At 73.1% G+C, this 14,445-nt stretch carries 14 protein-coding genes; 6 read left to right on the forward strand and 8 right to left on the reverse strand.

The window, feature by feature from the left end; genetic code table 11:
- Window positions 1-192 precede the first annotated feature (192 nt).
- A complete protein-coding gene (locus OG618_RS12430) occupies window positions 193-1,281 on the forward strand; it encodes a hypothetical protein (RefSeq protein ID WP_329487427.1) in 1,089 nt (362 codons plus the stop codon).
- Between the two features lie 7 nt (window positions 1,282-1,288).
- On the opposite strand, the gene OG618_RS12435 is transcribed toward OG618_RS12430, so the two are convergent.
- From OG618_RS12435 to OG618_RS12450, 4 genes are all read right to left on the reverse strand, one after another.
- Window positions 1,289-1,876, reverse strand: coding sequence for a TMEM165/GDT1 family protein (locus OG618_RS12435; protein ID WP_329487428.1), 588 nt, complete (start codon window positions 1,874-1,876; stop codon window positions 1,289-1,291).
- Between the two features lie 211 nt (window positions 1,877-2,087).
- Window positions 2,088-2,867, reverse strand: coding sequence for an ABC transporter permease (locus tag OG618_RS12440; protein WP_329487429.1), 780 nt, complete (start codon window positions 2,865-2,867; stop codon window positions 2,088-2,090).
- Window positions 2,868-2,870: 3 nt separating this feature from the next.
- Window positions 2,871-4,496 carry a dolichyl-phosphate-mannose--protein mannosyltransferase gene (locus tag OG618_RS12445; RefSeq protein ID WP_329487430.1) on the reverse strand — a complete coding sequence of 542 codons (1,626 nt, stop codon included), beginning with the start codon at window positions 4,494-4,496 and terminating at the stop codon, window positions 2,871-2,873.
- Window positions 4,497-4,647: 151 nt separating this feature from the next.
- Window positions 4,648-5,955 carry an MFS transporter gene (locus OG618_RS12450; RefSeq protein WP_329487431.1) on the reverse strand — a complete coding sequence of 436 codons (1,308 nt, stop codon included), beginning with the start codon at window positions 5,953-5,955 and terminating at the stop codon, window positions 4,648-4,650.
- A 146-nt stretch (window positions 5,956-6,101) separates the two neighbouring features.
- Between OG618_RS12450 and OG618_RS12455 the strand changes: the two genes are divergently transcribed.
- Complete coding sequence (locus OG618_RS12455) at window positions 6,102-6,662, forward strand: MarR family winged helix-turn-helix transcriptional regulator (RefSeq protein WP_329487432.1); 561 nt, start codon at window positions 6,102-6,104, stop codon at window positions 6,660-6,662.
- Between the two features lie 201 nt (window positions 6,663-6,863).
- Here OG618_RS12455 and OG618_RS12460 read toward each other — a convergent pair whose 3' ends face one another.
- The 3 genes from OG618_RS12460 to OG618_RS12470 all read right to left on the reverse strand — a co-directional run bounded on the left by OG618_RS12460 (window position 6,864) and on the right by OG618_RS12470 (window position 10,401).
- Entirely contained in the window at window positions 6,864-8,678 is a 1,815-nt protein-coding gene (locus OG618_RS12460; protein WP_329487434.1) for a glycosyl hydrolase family 18 protein, read from the reverse strand.
- Window positions 8,679-8,976: 298 nt separating this feature from the next.
- Window positions 8,977-9,618 (reverse strand): hypothetical protein, encoded by a 642-nt coding sequence (locus OG618_RS12465; protein ID WP_329487435.1) that lies wholly within the window; start codon window positions 9,616-9,618, stop codon window positions 8,977-8,979.
- 222 nt (window positions 9,619-9,840) lie between these two features.
- Window positions 9,841-10,401, reverse strand: a complete 561-nt coding sequence (locus OG618_RS12470) for a DoxX family protein (RefSeq protein ID WP_329487436.1) — start codon at window positions 10,399-10,401, stop codon at window positions 9,841-9,843.
- A 140-nt stretch (window positions 10,402-10,541) separates the two neighbouring features.
- Here OG618_RS12470 and OG618_RS12475 point away from each other — a divergent pair, with 140 nt between their 5' ends.
- Entirely contained in the window at window positions 10,542-10,862 is a 321-nt protein-coding gene (locus tag OG618_RS12475; protein ID WP_329487437.1) for a barstar family protein, read from the forward strand.
- Between the two features lie 22 nt (window positions 10,863-10,884).
- Window positions 10,885-11,520 carry a MarC family protein gene (locus OG618_RS12480; protein WP_329487438.1) on the forward strand — a complete coding sequence of 212 codons (636 nt, stop codon included), beginning with the start codon at window positions 10,885-10,887 and terminating at the stop codon, window positions 11,518-11,520.
- Between the two features lie 25 nt (window positions 11,521-11,545).
- Here the strand turns inward: OG618_RS12480 and OG618_RS12485 are convergent, their stop codons facing one another.
- Entirely contained in the window at window positions 11,546-11,980 is a 435-nt protein-coding gene (locus OG618_RS12485; RefSeq protein ID WP_329487439.1) for an Lrp/AsnC family transcriptional regulator, read from the reverse strand.
- Window positions 11,981-12,214: 234 nt separating this feature from the next.
- Between OG618_RS12485 and OG618_RS12490 the strand changes: the two genes are divergently transcribed.
- Both OG618_RS12490 and kynU read left to right on the forward strand, forming a co-directional pair.
- Entirely contained in the window at window positions 12,215-13,045 is an 831-nt protein-coding gene (locus OG618_RS12490; RefSeq protein WP_329487440.1) for a tryptophan 2,3-dioxygenase, read from the forward strand.
- Between the two features lie 29 nt (window positions 13,046-13,074).
- Window positions 13,075-14,298, forward strand: coding sequence for a kynureninase (gene kynU / locus OG618_RS12495; RefSeq protein ID WP_329487441.1), 1,224 nt, complete (start codon window positions 13,075-13,077; stop codon window positions 14,296-14,298).
- Window positions 14,299-14,445 lie beyond the last annotated feature (147 nt).

Raw genomic sequence — 14,445 nt, forward strand, 5'->3', positions numbered from 1 at the left:
ATTCGGGGGACGTCGCCGACCGGCCGGCCGTTCATCGGGTCACAACCACCACCAACCGTCACAACACCCCCGTGGTGGCCCGGACGCCCCTGTCCACCCCTGGGACCGTCCTGCATAATCAGGCGCGTTCGCCCCCGGGGACACCCCTCCCGGGGCGGGCGGAAGACGATTCGAGACCGAGGAGGACCGGCGATGCCGGACCAGCACTGCCCGACGTGCGGCACCGCACGCTCCGCCGGGTGCCGGTGCCTCCCGGATCCGGGCCTGACCGAGACCGCCGTCCTCCCGCACCTCGAAGGCCCGCCGCTGGTCCGCCCGTACGTGCCGCAGGCCCTCGGCCCGATCGTGGACGCCCCGCCGGCCGGCGCCCCAGCGGACCCGTTCGCCACCACCGTGCTGCCGCCCGCCCAGGCCGCTGACGGCCCGCCGGCGCGACCGGCCGGACCGGACGCGGACGCCTACGCGACGACCGTGCTCCCGCCGGTGATATCGGTGCCGCCTCCGGGCCCCGGGCCGACGGTGGGACAGCCCCCGGCCGACGGCGCCGAGATCGGCTACTTCCCGTTCCACCCGGCGGCGCCCGACGCCCCGGGGCCGACCGGCGGCCGGGCCGCCCGGCGCACGGCGGAGCAGGCCGAGGAGGGCATGCCCGCCCGGCGCAAGGGCCTGCTGGCCGCGGCCGGCGCCGGGCTGCTGGTGCTCACCGTCGGCCTGGCGTACGCGGTGACGCCCTCCGCCGAGCCGGGCGACCGGGCGCAGCCCGCCCCCTCCACGACGCTGGCGCCCGTCCCGGTCGACCCGACCACCCCGGCGCCGAGCCCGAGCGCGCCGCCGTCCACCAGCGAGGCCCCGAGCCCGTCCCCGAGCAGGACGGCCAGACCGACCACGAGCCGACCGGCGGCGCCGAGCGCCACGGCCGTGACGAGCGCTCCGGTCCCGGCGGCTCCCCCGGCGCCGGCCCCCGCCTCCACCGCGCCGACCCCGACGGCCACCGCCACGCCGACTCCGACGGCGACCACCCCGGCCCCCACGCCGACGGTGCGGGTGCTGGAGCGCGGGATGACCGGGGCGGACGTCAAGGACATGCAGCTGCGGCTCGCGGCCACCTCGTGCGGATTCGTCGACAAGTCGATCGCCACCAGCACCTTCGACTGGTGGACGGCGACGGTGCTCGGCGACTACCAGCGCAGCTTCAAGATCAAGGGCGAGACGGGGCCGAACGGCGCCTTCTACGGGCCGAAGACCCGGGCCGCCCTGGAGAGCGACCCGGGTACCTGCTGACCCCCGGTCAGCCGGTGATCGCCTGGAAGATGCTGAACCCGGCCATCAGCACCATGATCCCGGCCGCCACCCGGATGATCATCTTCATCGGGACGTGCTTCAGCAGCTTCTGGCCGCCGAGGATGGCGATGCCGGCGACGGCGCAGAGCGCCAGCCAGGCGCCGAGGCCGACGGCGAGCGGGTCGGCGTACTTGGCCGCGAGGTTGGCGGTCATGATCTGGGTGAGGTCGCCGAACTCGGCGATCGCCACGACCACGAAGCTGGCCCCGGCGACCTTCCAGAAGCTGTTGGCGGACGGCTCCTTGGCGGCGTGGCCGTCCTCGTCGTCACCGCCGCCGTGGAAGAGCAGCATCGCGGCCCCGGCCAGGAACAGCAGGCCGGTGACGCCCTCCACCCAGCGGTGCGGGAGCAGCGCGAGCAGGTGCCCGGCGACCAGGGCGATGCCGACCTGGAGGGCGAAGGCGGCGGCGATGCCCGCGAAGACATAGCTCGCCCGGTACTTGGCGCCGAGCATCAGGCTGGCCAGGGCGGTCTTGTCCGGCAGTTCGGACAGGAAGACGATGCCGAAGGTGATCGCGGCTACGGTCAGGCTCATCGGGGGTTCGGTATCCCTCAGGGGTCGGGCTGCCCGGCCTCGGCAGCTCCGTGAGGGGTCGCTCCGGCCCGACAGCGCTGGTCAGAACATCACAGCACTGCGGCCGAAGGTCTCGCCGGCATCCAGCTGACAGATGCCCCGGGCGCCGGGCCCCGAGGGGCCAGTATGTCGACGGTCCGGTGGAGGGCTACTCCCCTTCAACGCGCCAAGCCTACCCGACGGCGCCGGGCGGCGAGGCGCCCAGCAGCCCGCGGGCGACCAGCTCCAGCACCACGACGACCGCCACCGACTCCACCGCCAGCAGAGCGACCAGCACGAACAGCTGCACCGCGCCGGCCTGTACCGGGGAGGCGCCGCCGAGCAGCATGCCGACGAACGCCCCGGGCAGCGTGACCAGGCCCACCGTCCTGGTCTGGTCGAGGGCCGGGACGAGCGAGGTCGCGGCGGCCGTCCGGCAGATCTCCAGCCGGGCGTCGCGCTCCTCGAAGCCCAGCGCGAACGCCGCCTCCACCTCGCCGTGCCGCTGGCGCAGCTCGTCCAGGGCGCGCCGGCCGGCCAGCGAGGTCGCGGTGAGCGCTCCGCCGATCAGGATGCCCGCCACCGGGATGACCGAGAGGCCCTTCGGCGGCAGCAACCCGACCCCCAGCAGCAGCCCGAGCACCGGCAGCACCCCGGCGCCGATCGGCACGGCCGCCCGGACCCACTGCGGGCCGGCGGTCAGCCGCCGCCCGGCGGTGCGCACCGCGACCGCGAACATCAGCAGAACGAACAGCGCCGACCACCAGAGCGAGCCGACCACCCAGGTGATCACCAGCGCGACGGCGGCCAGCTGCGCCGCCGCGCGCAGCCCGGCCCGCAGCACCGCGTGGCCGTGCCCGAGCAGGCCCCACCCGGCCACCGCCACGGCGGCGGCCAGCAGCACGGCGACGACCACCCCCAGCAGGGGGGTGACCGGCAGCAGCTGGTTCCCCGCGGCCGCCGCGAGCGCCATGCCTCAGATCCAGCTGGTGAACCACATCCGGTCCTGCCAGGACGTCATGGGGATCACCTCCGCCGTGTAGAGCGGATAGAAGAAGGCGAAGCAGGCCACGATCGCCAGCACGATCAGCCCGGCCCCGGCCGCACCCACCCGGCGCCGCTCGGGCGAGCACCCGGCCGGGCCGAGCATCGCCCCGAGCATCTGCGCCACGGCCAGGCAGAGGAAGGGCACCAGCACCACCATGTAGAACGAGAAGACCGTCCGCTCCTGGTACTGGAACCACGGCAGGTAGACGCCGGCGACGCCGCAGAGCACCGCGCCCGAGCGCCAGTCCCGGCGGAAGAACCAGCGCCAGAGCAGGTAGGCCAGGGCGAAGCAGGCCGTCCACCAGAGCAGCGGGGTGCCGAGGCCGAGGATCTGCGCGGCGCAGCCGCCGGAGGCCGTGCAGCCCTGCTGCCCGTTCGGCACCTGCTCCCAGTACATGGAGACCGGGCGGCCCTGGACCAGCCAGCTGAACGGGTTCGACTGGTAGGTGTGCGGGGTGCTCAGGCCGGTGTTGAAGTCGTACATCTGGGCGTGGTAGTGCCAGAGGCTGCGCAGCGGCGCCGGCACCCAGCTCAGCGGGACCTGCGGCAGCGGGACGCCGAGGAAGCTGTCGGCGGAGAGGCCGGCCCGGTCGTCGGCCCAGTGCCGGTCGTACCCGCCGCCGGTGCGGCCGCCGGCGGCGAGCCAGCCGGCCCAGGAGCCGACGTACACCACGAGGGCCGAGCCGACCATGGCGAGCAGGGCGGGCAGCGCGTCCCGGCGCAGCATCGAGCGCCAGGGGCGGCGGGCGCCGGCCCAGCGGCGGCCGGACTGGTCCCAGAGCACGGTGAGCAGGCCGAACGCGGCGAGCACCATGACGCCGTTCCACTTGACCGCGCAGGCGGCGCCGAGCGCGACCCCGGCGGCGATCCGCCAGGGGCGCGGGCCGAGGCGGATCCGGTCGCCGTCCGGCTGCGCGCCGTCGCGGGCGGACGCCAGCCGGGCCCGGGTACGGTCGCGGTCGACCAGCAGGGAGCCGAAGGCGGCGAGCACGAAGAACATCTGGACGCCGTCCAGCAGGCCGACCCGGCTCATCACCAGTTGGAGCCCATCGACGGCCATCAGCAGGGCGGCGGTGCAGCCGATCAGGGTGGAGCCGAACAGCCGGCGGCCGATCCGGGCCAGCATCAGCACGGTCACGGTGCCGAGCAGCGCGGTCATGAAACGCCAGCCGAAGGGGTGCAGGCCGAAGCCCCATTCGCCGAGCGAGATGACCCATTTGCCGAGCGGCGGGTGGGCGATGAACTCCGGCGCGGAGGTGAGCGGGATGCGCTGCGGCACCCCCAGGATGTCGGCGTTGGCGCTGTCCGGCCAGGTGCCCTCGTAGCCCTGTCGCAGCAGCGACCAGGCGTCCTTGGGGTAGTACGTCTCGTCGAAGACGAAGGCGTTGGGGTAGCCGAGGTTCCAGAACCGCAGCAGTCCGGCGAAGAGCGCCACGCCGATCGGCCCGAGCCAGCCGGCCCGTTCGGCCGCCCAGCGCGGCAGCCCCCGACGGGCCGGTACGGGGGCTGCGGGGGCCGCTGGTGCGGGTGGGTGCGTGAGCGCCGCTTGCGTCATAGCCTCGCCGATTTCGCCTGTCTCGCCTGTGCCGGTCGGAGCCGGACGGTCAACAGCCACTGACACTATGTGCCGGTGGTCACGAATCCAAGCGCGACGAGCGCCGTCCAGGTGACCCGGACGGCGCAGTCGTGGCATGTCAGGCCGGGCGTCACGCCGCGGTCTGGAGCTCCCGGACCGGGAGGGTCGTCCGGACGACGGCCGGGGCCGCGTTGTCCTGGACGGCGGTGAGGTACGGGCGCAGCCGCAGCGCCAGGACCACGATGAGCACGGTGGAGCCGGCCATCGCCGCCAGGTAGAGCGGCCAGGTGCCGGAGCCGACCAGCAGCACGCCGACGGCCGGGCCGACCGCGATCGCGACCTGCTTCACCAGGGCGTATCCGGAGTTGTAGGTGCCGAGCAGCCGGGCCGGGGCGAGATCGGCGACGATCGGGCCCAGGGTGGGGGCGAGCAGCGACTCGCCCACCCCGAACAGGGCGTAGATCGAGACGATCGCGACCGTGGCGGCCATGGTCTCGGTCCGGATCAGGCCGGCCACCAGGGCCATCGCCCAGGCACCCAGCCAGACCACGCCGGCCGCGGCCATCGCGGTGGTGCGCCGGCGGCGGGCGGTGATCCGCACCACGAACATCTGCAGCACGACGATGGTCAGCGCGTTGGCGCCGATGGCGATGCCCAGGGTGGAGGGCGCGGTGCCGACGGTGTCGGTGGCGAACGCCGCGACACCGGACTCGAACTGGCCGTAGCAGGTGAAGAAGATCAGCCCGGCGAGCACGCAGAGCCGCAGCATCGCCTTGTCGGCGACCAGCGCGCGCAGGCCCTGGGGGCCCTTGGCCGCGCCCGGGACCAGGACCGGGGCCGCGTTCGGGATCCGGGCGCCGCCGGTGACCAGGGCCAGGCCCAGGAAGGTGACGGCCTCGATGGTGAACAGCCGGGTCAGGCTGGCCGGGTCGGCGACGTCCACGATCTGGCCGCCGACCAGCGCGCCGATGCCCATGCCCAGGTTGATCAGGGTGAACTGCAGCGCGAAGGCGTGCGACCTGGTCGCGGCGGTCGAGCAGCGGACGATCATGGTGGCGAGCGCCGGCTGGCAGGTGGTGACACCCGCGCCGAACAGGAAGGACGAGACCAGCAGGGCCGGGGTGCCGGTGGCGTGGCCGAAGGCGAACGCGCCGGTGGCGGCGAGCGCGGCACCGGCGAGCAGCACCGGGCGCGGGCCGTACCGGTCGATGCCGCGGCCGGTGAACGGGAGCACCGCGAGCGCGGCCAGCGCGAAGACGGTGAACACCATCCCGGCGGCCAGCGAGCCCAGCCCCCGCACCTGGTCCACGTACACGAACATGTACGGCATCGTGAATCCGCTGCCGAACGCACTGAGCGCGTTGCCGATCTGGACGCGGCGCAGCGGGCCGCCCGCCCCATGACGCCGCTGCCTCTGCTGCTTCACCGTGCCGGTCACCGTGCACACCCCTTCGCTGGTTTCAATGAATACTCTTAAGGGCAGAAGATTTAAGAGCTAAAGTCTGCCGAGATAAAGTCTTAGCACCGGAAGACTGCGGAGTCAAAGGCTTAAGGGCTGCACCCCCGCGTGCGACACTGGTCCGCATGACAGCAGACAAGCCCGCGCCGGCCGCCCCCGACGAGCTGGGCATCGCCGAGCAGGTGGCCGTCTACCAGCGGGAATTCCCCACCGTGGACCCGCAGGTGGAGACCATCGTGCAGACCCTCTCCCGGGTCGCCCGGCGGATGGGCGTCTCCTACAGCCGGCAGCTGACTGTGCTGGGAATCACCTCCGCCGAGTGGGAGGTGCTCAAGGCCCTGGTGGTCGCCGGGAACCCGTACCGGCTGGGGCCGGGCGAGCTGGCCAAGCGGCTCGGGCTCACCCCGGCCGCGATGACCCACCGGATCGACCGGATGGTCGCCGAGGACCTCGTCACCCGGGAGCGGGACGAGACCAACCGGGTCCGGGTGATCATCGAGCTGACCGAGAACGGCCGCGACAAGTGGCTGGAGTCGATGCGGATGGCGGCCGTCTTCGAGGAGGAGCTGCTCCAGGACGTCGTCGGCGAGGACCGCACCGTGCTGTCCGCGATGCTGGCCCGGATGCTGCGCCGGATCGAGGAGAGCCAGCCCGACGCCCTCGGGCGCACCGACGACCTGGCCTGAGCCCGACGGGCCGGTGGGCCGGGTGGCCGGGCGGCCCGCCACGGGCCCGGGAACGTGGAAAGTCCGGCCCGCCGGGGTGTCGTCCCCCGGCGGGCCGGACTCGTGGTGCGAGGGTCCGTCAGGGCCCTCAGATCTTCAGGTACTGCTCAGGTGCGCGGGCCCGCGGACGGCCGGGCACCTGAACGGTGGAGCGGTACGGCCTCAGCAGGGGCCGTTGTCGGTCCAGACGCCCCACTGACCGGTGGTGGCGGGGTCCTCGCCCTTGGTCCACCACTTGTTGGTGTAGTAGTGGCCCTTCCAGGAGACCTTGGTCGAGGTGGCGTAGGTGGCCGCCGCGTCCCAGCTCGGGGCGGCGGAGCAGCCGGCCGGAGAGGTCGGGGTGGCGGTCGGGGTCGCGGTGGGGGTGGCCGTCGCGGTCGGGGTGGCCGTCGGGGTCGGCGTGGGGGTCACCGTCTTGGTCGGGGTCGGGGTGGGGCTCGGCGCGGCCGGGCAGGCGGCGGCGGACCCGTTGGTGGCCTCGACCATCTTGTCGAACAGCGCGGTCTTGGTCCCCAGGTCGTACAGCGAGAAGGCGAAGGAGCCGCCGAGGCCGTTGCAGTGGGCGTAGTCGACCTTGGCCTGGATCGACCGGGTGTCCTCACCGCTCCAGAACGTGGAGCCGTCGTAGAAGTACGTGGTCTTCGCCGTGTCGTCCCAGAAGGTCCGGGCCGGGTTGTCGACGAAGCCCGCGAGCTCCTTGTACATCTGGATGCCGGGGACGTTTCCGGACATCGCCGCGCCGGCGGCCGGGCCGGTGGCGGGCTGGAAGAGACCGTTCTTGCCGTTGTTCTGGACGCCGGTCCAGCCGCGGTAGTAGAACGGCACACCCACGTTGATCTTCTTGGCGGGGAAGCCGCCCGGGATGCCGTAGTCGGTGTCACCGGCGGTGTACGCCTTGATCGCGGCATCGACCGAGTACTTGCCGTTGCCCGGCGCGGCCGGGGTCATCGGGTCGTCCGGGCCGGAGTAGATCGGGGCCTGGTGGTTGGTCGGGCCCTTGGCGTCCCAGGCACCGTGCATGTCGTAGGTCATGATGTCCAGGAACGTGAGGTACTGACCGATCTTGTCGGTCTCCACGTTCCGGATCTTGTCCTGGCCGGCGCCGACCGCCGCCGCCGTGGCGTAGGTCTTGCCGTCGGTCTTGCCCTGGGCGTCCAGCTGCTCGCGCAGCTCCTTCAGCAGCAGGGTGAAGTTCTGCTTGTCGCTCGGGCTGGAGATGTTGCCGGTGTGGCCGCCGCCGCCGGGGTACTCCCAGTCGATGTCGATGCCGTCGAAGATGCCGGCCGCCGAGCCCGGGCCGCCGTAGCCGGCGTCCGTCGGCAGGTTGCCCTTGATGAACATGTCGATGCAGGACGAGACCAGCTTCTTGCGGGAGGCGTCCGTGGCGGCCGCCGCCGAGAAGTACTTGGAGTACGTCCAACCGCCCAGCGAGATCAGGACCTTGAGGTTGGGGTTCTTCGCCTTCAGCTTCTTCAGCTGGTTGAAGTTGCCCGCGATCGGCTGGCCCCAGGCGTCGCCGACGCCGTCGACCGAGATGTCCGGGCCGAAGCTCTTCTGGTAGTCGGCGAACGCGTCGCCCGCACCGTCACCCGCGTTGGGGTTGTTGTCGTCCTGGCTCGCGGCCTTGGTGGCCTCGAAACAGTTCAGGTTGGTGGGGTGGATGTTCGCGAACGAGTAGATCAGGTAGTCCAGCTTCCCGGCGACACCGGTGTCCTGGATCGTCTTCGGGTAGTACGCGTTCGCGTAGATCGACCACTGGTCGAAGTAGGCGACCTTGATGCCACCGCTGGTGGCGGGCGCGCCGGTGGAGTTGGTGACGGCCGCGCTGGCCGAGGCACCACCGGTGAGGGCGAGGCCCGCGCCGAGCAGCAGGGAGGCGGTCGTGCCGACCGCGAGGGCGGCCAGGCTCTTCGGGCGCCGCCGGCGGCCGCCCTCCTGAGCCGGGGTCCCGGCCCTTTCGATACGTGAACGGAGCATGGGTGCGTGACTCCTGGTTGTGGGGGATCCGCCGCGCCTGGCGGGCTCGTACGGGGTGGGGCCGTACGACCAGGGCATGACAGAACGGGGGAAAGGGAATCGAGCGGGTACATGCCTGACGGACACCGGGATATGCCGAACCGGCGCCCGCGGCCACAGACCGCTGACGCCGGTTCAGGGGCTCCCTGCACCTGTGGATTAAAATGGACTAGACCAACTCGCCCGTCAAGGGGTGATGTTGAGGCTTGAGTCGCGCTTAAGGTTGGCCCCCGCCGGGCCGGCCCCGCTGACCTGCGGATCAGTACCGGACGGCGTTGGCCACCACGACCTTCACCGAGCCGGAGAGGTCGCGGTTGCTCCGGGCGGTGGCCTGGGCGGTCTGCCCGGCGGCCACGTCCGGAACGGTCACCGCCGTCGCGTCCAGGACATTGCCGGAGTCGTCGGTGAAGTTGACCTGAATCACGTACCGGTTGGACTGCTGCTCGTGGTTGGCGACGGAGAGCGTCGCCTCGGCCTTGCCGTCCGAGCCGATCGTCACCCCGCTCACCGTGACGTCCCCCTTGGCGTCCAGCCCGCCCTTGACGTTCGAGACCGCCGAGGAGGCCGCCGCCTGTGCCGAGGCGGCCACCGACGCCACCGCGGAGGAGGCCGCCGAGGAGAGCCCGCTCGCGGCCGACTCCACGGCCGAGGCGGCGGCGGAGGCGGCGGCCGAGAGGCCCGACTGGACCGCGCCGGCGGCCGAGGAGACGGCCTTGCTCGGCTCGCTGTCCGAGGAGCAGCCGGCCAGCGCCGCCGTGCCCAGGGCGGCCGCGGCCAGGACACCGGCCACCGCCCGGCGGGGACGGCGCACCACCGCGGCGGTGACGTCCTGGGCGGTGGTGCGGGTCGGGTGGGTCGGGCCGGTCGGGCGGTTCGCCCGGGTCGGCGACTGGCGGTCCATGGGTCCTCGATTCTGCGCGTCGTCGTCCGCGCTGCTTCGTCTCCGCGCTGCGGCGGCTCTGCTCCGGCTCGGCGCCGGGCTGCCCGGCACACCTCACGCCCACCCTCCGAGGGCGCGACCGCGCCCGCCAACAGGGTGGGCATCCGGGTGAGGGTCGCGGCGGGCCGCGACCGCGGGGTTCCGCGCACCGCCCCCGGCGCGCGGAACTCCGGTGGGGCGGTTTCAGGACAGCCCCGAGCCCTCCTGCGTCTGCGCCTCCACGGCGGCCCGCTCCTCGCGCAGCCGCACCACGTGCCGGCGGCGGGCCACCACGCCGTACGCCGAGGCGGCGCTCGCGGCGAACGCCACCAGGCCCACCCAGGGCCGGTCGAAGGCGTGGCCGGTCAGGTGGTCGAGCGAGTACCGCCCCGGGCCCGCCAGCCCCAGCGCGAGCCCGGTCGCCCCCAGGAACGCCGGGTACTCGTAGCCGCCCGACATCACGAAGAAGCCGGACGGGGCGTGCACCGCGACCGCGCCCGCCATGGTGCCGGCCACCACCGCGCCGGCCGCCGGGGTGGCCAGCCCGGCCACCAGCAGCGCGCCGCCGCCGGCCTCGCCGAGGCCGGCCGCCAGGGCGCTCTGCCGGGCCGGGTGGAAGCCCATGTGCTCCATCGCCTGGGTGGTGCCCTCCAGGCCGCCGCCACCGAACCAGCCGAACAGCTTCTGGGTGCCGTGCGCGATCAGCACCCCGCCGACGGCGCCGCGCAGGGCCAGCAGGCCGAGATCCTTACGGTTCAGACACATGTCGAGTCCTCGTTCCAGCGGAGGTGATCCCCTCGTTCCAGCGGAGGTGATCCGGCTTCCATAGGAGCCGAAAGGGCGGGCCGGCTCGACCCGGGGCCGCCATCCGGGCGAACATCGGAGCACCGAGGAATGGAGGAACGATGGCCACCGACCCGCCCGCGCCGCCGCCCGCCTACCAGCTGGACGGCCACGCGATCACCGACCGCGTCGCGTTCTACACCGCCCTGGGCGCCGCCCTGAACGGCCCCGGCGGCTACTACGGCAGCAACCTCGACGCACTGGCCGACTGCCTGCACGGCGGCTTCGGGCCCGCTCCCCCGTTCACCCTGGTCTGGCGGGACGCCGGCACCGCCCGGCGGCACCTCACGGGCACCGTCGTCATCGGCGGGCGGCGGCTGAGCTACTTCGACGCGATCCTCGACACCCTGCGCACCGAGGGCGTGGCGGTCGAACTGCGCTGAGCGTCCCGATCATGCTTGGCCCATGTTCGTCTTCAACCTGAGCAGCGCGTTCATCGCCTTCTTCGCCGTCGTGGGCCCGCCGAAGGTCCTGCTGTCCTTCGCCCGGCTGGCCGCCACCCGCAGCACCCACGAACTGCGGCGGCTGGCGGCCTGGAGTTCCCTGATCACCGCCCTGATCGGCCTGGTGCTCGCCTACAGCGCGGACTTCGTGACCTCGCTGTTCCACATCAGCGACCAGTCGCTGCAACTGGCCGGCGGGACGATCTTCTTCGTCTACGCCGTCGCCCTGGTCCTCGGCATCCACCTCGGCGCCGGCACCGGCGAGGACGACGACCACCTGCCGAACCCGATGGTGGACGGCATCCGCGAACTGATGCTCCCGTACGTGGCCAGCCCGCTGGCGGTCACCGCGGTGCTGGTGGGCTCGCTCAGCAAGGACGACTGGGGCTGGCGGACCACCGTCGTCGGTGCCTACCTCGCCGTGGTGGCGATCAACTACATCTGCGTGGCGGCGCTCGCCCCGCTGATGCGACGCACCCACCGGACGTCGCTGGAGGTGCTCTCCCGGCTGCTCGGCCTGCTGCTGGCGGCGGTCGGCGTGGAGCTGTTCCTGAACGGCCTGGCGGGGCTGGGACTGCACCTGCCCGAGGCGCACTGAGGGCGGCGCGGCGCCGGCGCGGGCGTCAGGGCGCGACCACCGGCCGCCAGGGCACCGGGCTGGAGAGGATCATCGAGCTGGCCGGCTGCCCATAGCCGCCGAGGCGGTCGATCAGTGCCTCGAAGGCGGCCATCGCGGGGACCGCCACCAGCAGCACGCAGCAGGCCCCGCCGGTCACCCGGTGCAGTTGGAGGACCTCCGGCCACCGCGGCACCTCCGGGTCGCGCAGCACGCAGCGCGGGCCGTAGCACTGGAGCTGGACCAGCGCGGTGATCGGCAGCCCGGCCCGGGCGGGGTCGACGTGGGCGTGGTACCCGCTGATCACCCCCTCGGCCTCCAACCGGCGCACCCGTTCGGCGACGGCGGGTGCGGAGAGGCTCACCCGGCGGGAGAGTTCGTTGTACGAGAGCCGGGCATCGGCCTGCAGCTCGGCCAGCAGGCGGCGGTCGACGGCGTCCATGGCGGCTCCCGGAGAGGTTGATCGACTGGCTGGATCCCGCTCTTTTGCGATCGTAAAGGGAATCGGTGGGAAGACCTCTCGATCGGCAGGTCCGGCTGCGGTTGCCGTGCCCGGTGCCCATTCAAGAGGGGGCAGTGACCGCCGCACAATGGGGCCCCGGCCACTACGGACCAGCAGGCGGCCGCGTCACCGGTAGGGCGGCATCCGCCGGCCGGGTCATCAGGAGGGATCGGGATGGGGCACGACACGGTGGAGACACCCAACCTGTCGTTCGGTCGGGGCGGTGAGCCGGGTCGGGGCACCCCCTACGCCCGGTACGCGCGCCTGGAGGAGCTGCACAGCCTGCAGCAGCCGCGCAGCAAGGTCCCGGCCGAGCTGTCGTTCATCGTCACCACCCAGGTGATGGAGCTGCTCTTCGGCCTGCTCCGGCACGAGTGGACGCTGGCCCAGCAGGCCATGCGCGAGGACGACCTGCCGGCCGCGCTGGCCGCGCTGCGGCGCGGCACCCATGTGCAGGACGTCCTGGTGGAGTCCTGGGACCTGCTGGCGACCATGACCCCGCAGGAGTTCAACGCCTTCCGCTCGGTGTTCGGCGAGGCCTCCGGGTTCCAGTCATCGGCCTTCCTGCACCTGGAGTTCCTGCTGGGCAACAAGAACGCCGGCCTGCTTCGGATGTACGACGAGATACCCGAGACGCGGGCCGAGCTGAGCGAGGCGCTGCGCGCCCCCGGTCTGTACGACGACGCCCTGGCGCTGCTCGCCCGGCGCGGACTGGCGGTGCCGCACGAGCCCTCCGAGCAGCGGCACCGGGCCGATCCGGCCGTGGAGGCCGCCTGGCGGCAGGTCTACGCCGACCCCGCGCACGCGGCGCTGCAGCCGCTCGCCGAAGCGCTGCTGGACGTCGCCGAGCGGGTCACCCGCTGGCGCCAGCGGCACCTGGCCGCGGTGAAGCGCGCGATGGGCGCCAAGCCCGGCTCGGGCGGCTCCAGCGGCCTCACCTGGCTGCGCAAGGCCGCCGAGCAGGACGTGTTCCCCGAGCTGTGGACCGTACGGGACGAGCTGTGAGCGAGAGAGTGGGCAGGACGTTGGGCATCATGACGCGCGAGGAGTGCGCGGCGCTGGACGCCGTCGACCCGCTGGCGGCGTTCCGCAAGGAGTTCGCCCTGCCCGAGGGCGTCGTCTACCTGGACGGGAACTCGCTCGGAGCGCTGCCGGCCCGCACCCCGGAGCGGGTGCGGCAGGTCGTCGAGGAGGAGTGGGGCCGCGAGCTGATCCGCAGCTGGAACGAGGCCGGCTGGTTCGAGCAGCCCTACCGGCTCGGCCGACGGATCGCGCCGCTGATCGGGGCCGGCCCCGAGGAGGTCGTGGTCTGCGACACCACCTCGGTCAACCTGTTCAAGGTGCTGACGGCCGCGCTGCGGCTGCGCCCCGGCCGGCACACGGTGCTCGGTGACGGCGCGGCCTTCCCCACCGACCTCTACATCGCCGAGGGCGTGACCGGGCTGTTCGAGGGCGCGCGCAGCGTGCTGACCACCCCCGGGGAGCTCGACCGGCACCTGGACGCGGACGTCGCCGTCGTCGTCCTCTCGCATGTGGACTACCGCACCGGCGAGCTGCTGGACATGCCCGGGATCACCGCCCGGGTGCAGGCCGCGGGCGCCCTGATGATCTGGGACGTCTGCCACTCGGTGGGCGCCCTGCCGATCGAACTCGACGCGAGCAACGCGGACTTCGCGGTCGGCTGCACCTACAAGTACCTGAACGCCGGCCCCGGCGCGCCGGCCTTCCTGTACGTGGCCCGGCGCCACCTCGCGGCCGGCCCGCGGCAGCCGCTGAGCGGCTGGTTCGGCCACGCCCGCCCGTTCGCCTTCGAGCCCGGGTACGACCCGAGGGAGGGCATCGGGCGCTTCCTGACCAGCTCGCCCTCGCTGCTCGGCCAGGCCGCGCTGGGCACCAGCCTGGACATCTGGGAGCGCGCCGACCTGGACGCGGTACGGGCGAAGAGCCTGGCCCTGACCGACCTCTTCATCGCGCTGGTGGAGGGGCTGGAGGGGATCGAGGTGGCCACCCCGCGCGAGCACGCCCGGCGCGGCAGCCAGGTCGCTCTGCGGCACGCCGACGGCTACCCGGTGGTGCAGGCGCTGATCGAGCGCGGGGTGATCGGGGACTTCCGCGCACCGGACCTCATGCGCTTCGGCTTCACCCCGCTGTACCTGTCGTACGTGGACGTCTGGGACGCCGCGCGGCAACTGGCCGAGGTGCTGGAGACCGGCGAGTGGCGGGCGGAGCGGTTCGGCCGGCGCGGCGAGGTGACCTGACCGGAGCGGACCGGGGCCGGCTCCGGTGCGGGGCCGGCTCCGGTGCGCACCGGCTCCGGTGCGGGGCCGACGCCGGAGCCGGGTCGGCGGTTCGGCCGCGGTTCGGCTGCGGTTCGGCGCCAACCAGGGCGGGCAACACCTTCTATG

This window comes from Kitasatospora sp. NBC_01246 (assembly GCF_036226505.1).
Classification (GTDB): Bacteria; Actinomycetota; Actinomycetes; order Streptomycetales; family Streptomycetaceae; genus Kitasatospora.

What these genes read in the sequence shown, in the direction of transcription:
- OG618_RS12430 (WP_329487427.1), top strand. Translation starts at nt 193, where the DNA reads ATGCCGGACCAGCACTGCCCGACGTGCGGCACCGCACGCTCCGCCGGG.
- OG618_RS12435 (WP_329487428.1), bottom strand. Translation starts at nt 1,876, where the DNA reads ATGAGCCTGACCGTAGCCGCGATCACCTTCGGCATCGTCTTCCTGTCC.
- OG618_RS12440 (WP_329487429.1), bottom strand. Translation starts at nt 2,867, where the DNA reads ATGGCGCTCGCGGCGGCCGCGGGGAACCAGCTGCTGCCGGTCACCCCC.
- OG618_RS12445 (WP_329487430.1), bottom strand. Translation starts at nt 4,496, where the DNA reads ATGACGCAAGCGGCGCTCACGCACCCACCCGCACCAGCGGCCCCCGCA.
- OG618_RS12455 (WP_329487432.1), top strand. Translation starts at nt 6,102, where the DNA reads ATGACAGCAGACAAGCCCGCGCCGGCCGCCCCCGACGAGCTGGGCATC.
- OG618_RS12460 (WP_329487434.1), bottom strand. Translation starts at nt 8,678, where the DNA reads ATGCTCCGTTCACGTATCGAAAGGGCCGGGACCCCGGCTCAGGAGGGC.
- OG618_RS12465 (WP_329487435.1), bottom strand. Translation starts at nt 9,618, where the DNA reads ATGGACCGCCAGTCGCCGACCCGGGCGAACCGCCCGACCGGCCCGACC.
- OG618_RS12470 (WP_329487436.1), bottom strand. Translation starts at nt 10,401, where the DNA reads ATGTGTCTGAACCGTAAGGATCTCGGCCTGCTGGCCCTGCGCGGCGCC.
- OG618_RS12475 (WP_329487437.1), top strand. Translation starts at nt 10,542, where the DNA reads ATGGCCACCGACCCGCCCGCGCCGCCGCCCGCCTACCAGCTGGACGGC.
- OG618_RS12480 (WP_329487438.1), top strand. Translation starts at nt 10,885, where the DNA reads ATGTTCGTCTTCAACCTGAGCAGCGCGTTCATCGCCTTCTTCGCCGTC.
- OG618_RS12485 (WP_329487439.1), bottom strand. Translation starts at nt 11,980, where the DNA reads ATGGACGCCGTCGACCGCCGCCTGCTGGCCGAGCTGCAGGCCGATGCC.
- OG618_RS12490 (WP_329487440.1), top strand. Translation starts at nt 12,215, where the DNA reads ATGGGGCACGACACGGTGGAGACACCCAACCTGTCGTTCGGTCGGGGC.
- kynU (WP_329487441.1), top strand. Translation starts at nt 13,075, where the DNA reads ATGACGCGCGAGGAGTGCGCGGCGCTGGACGCCGTCGACCCGCTGGCG.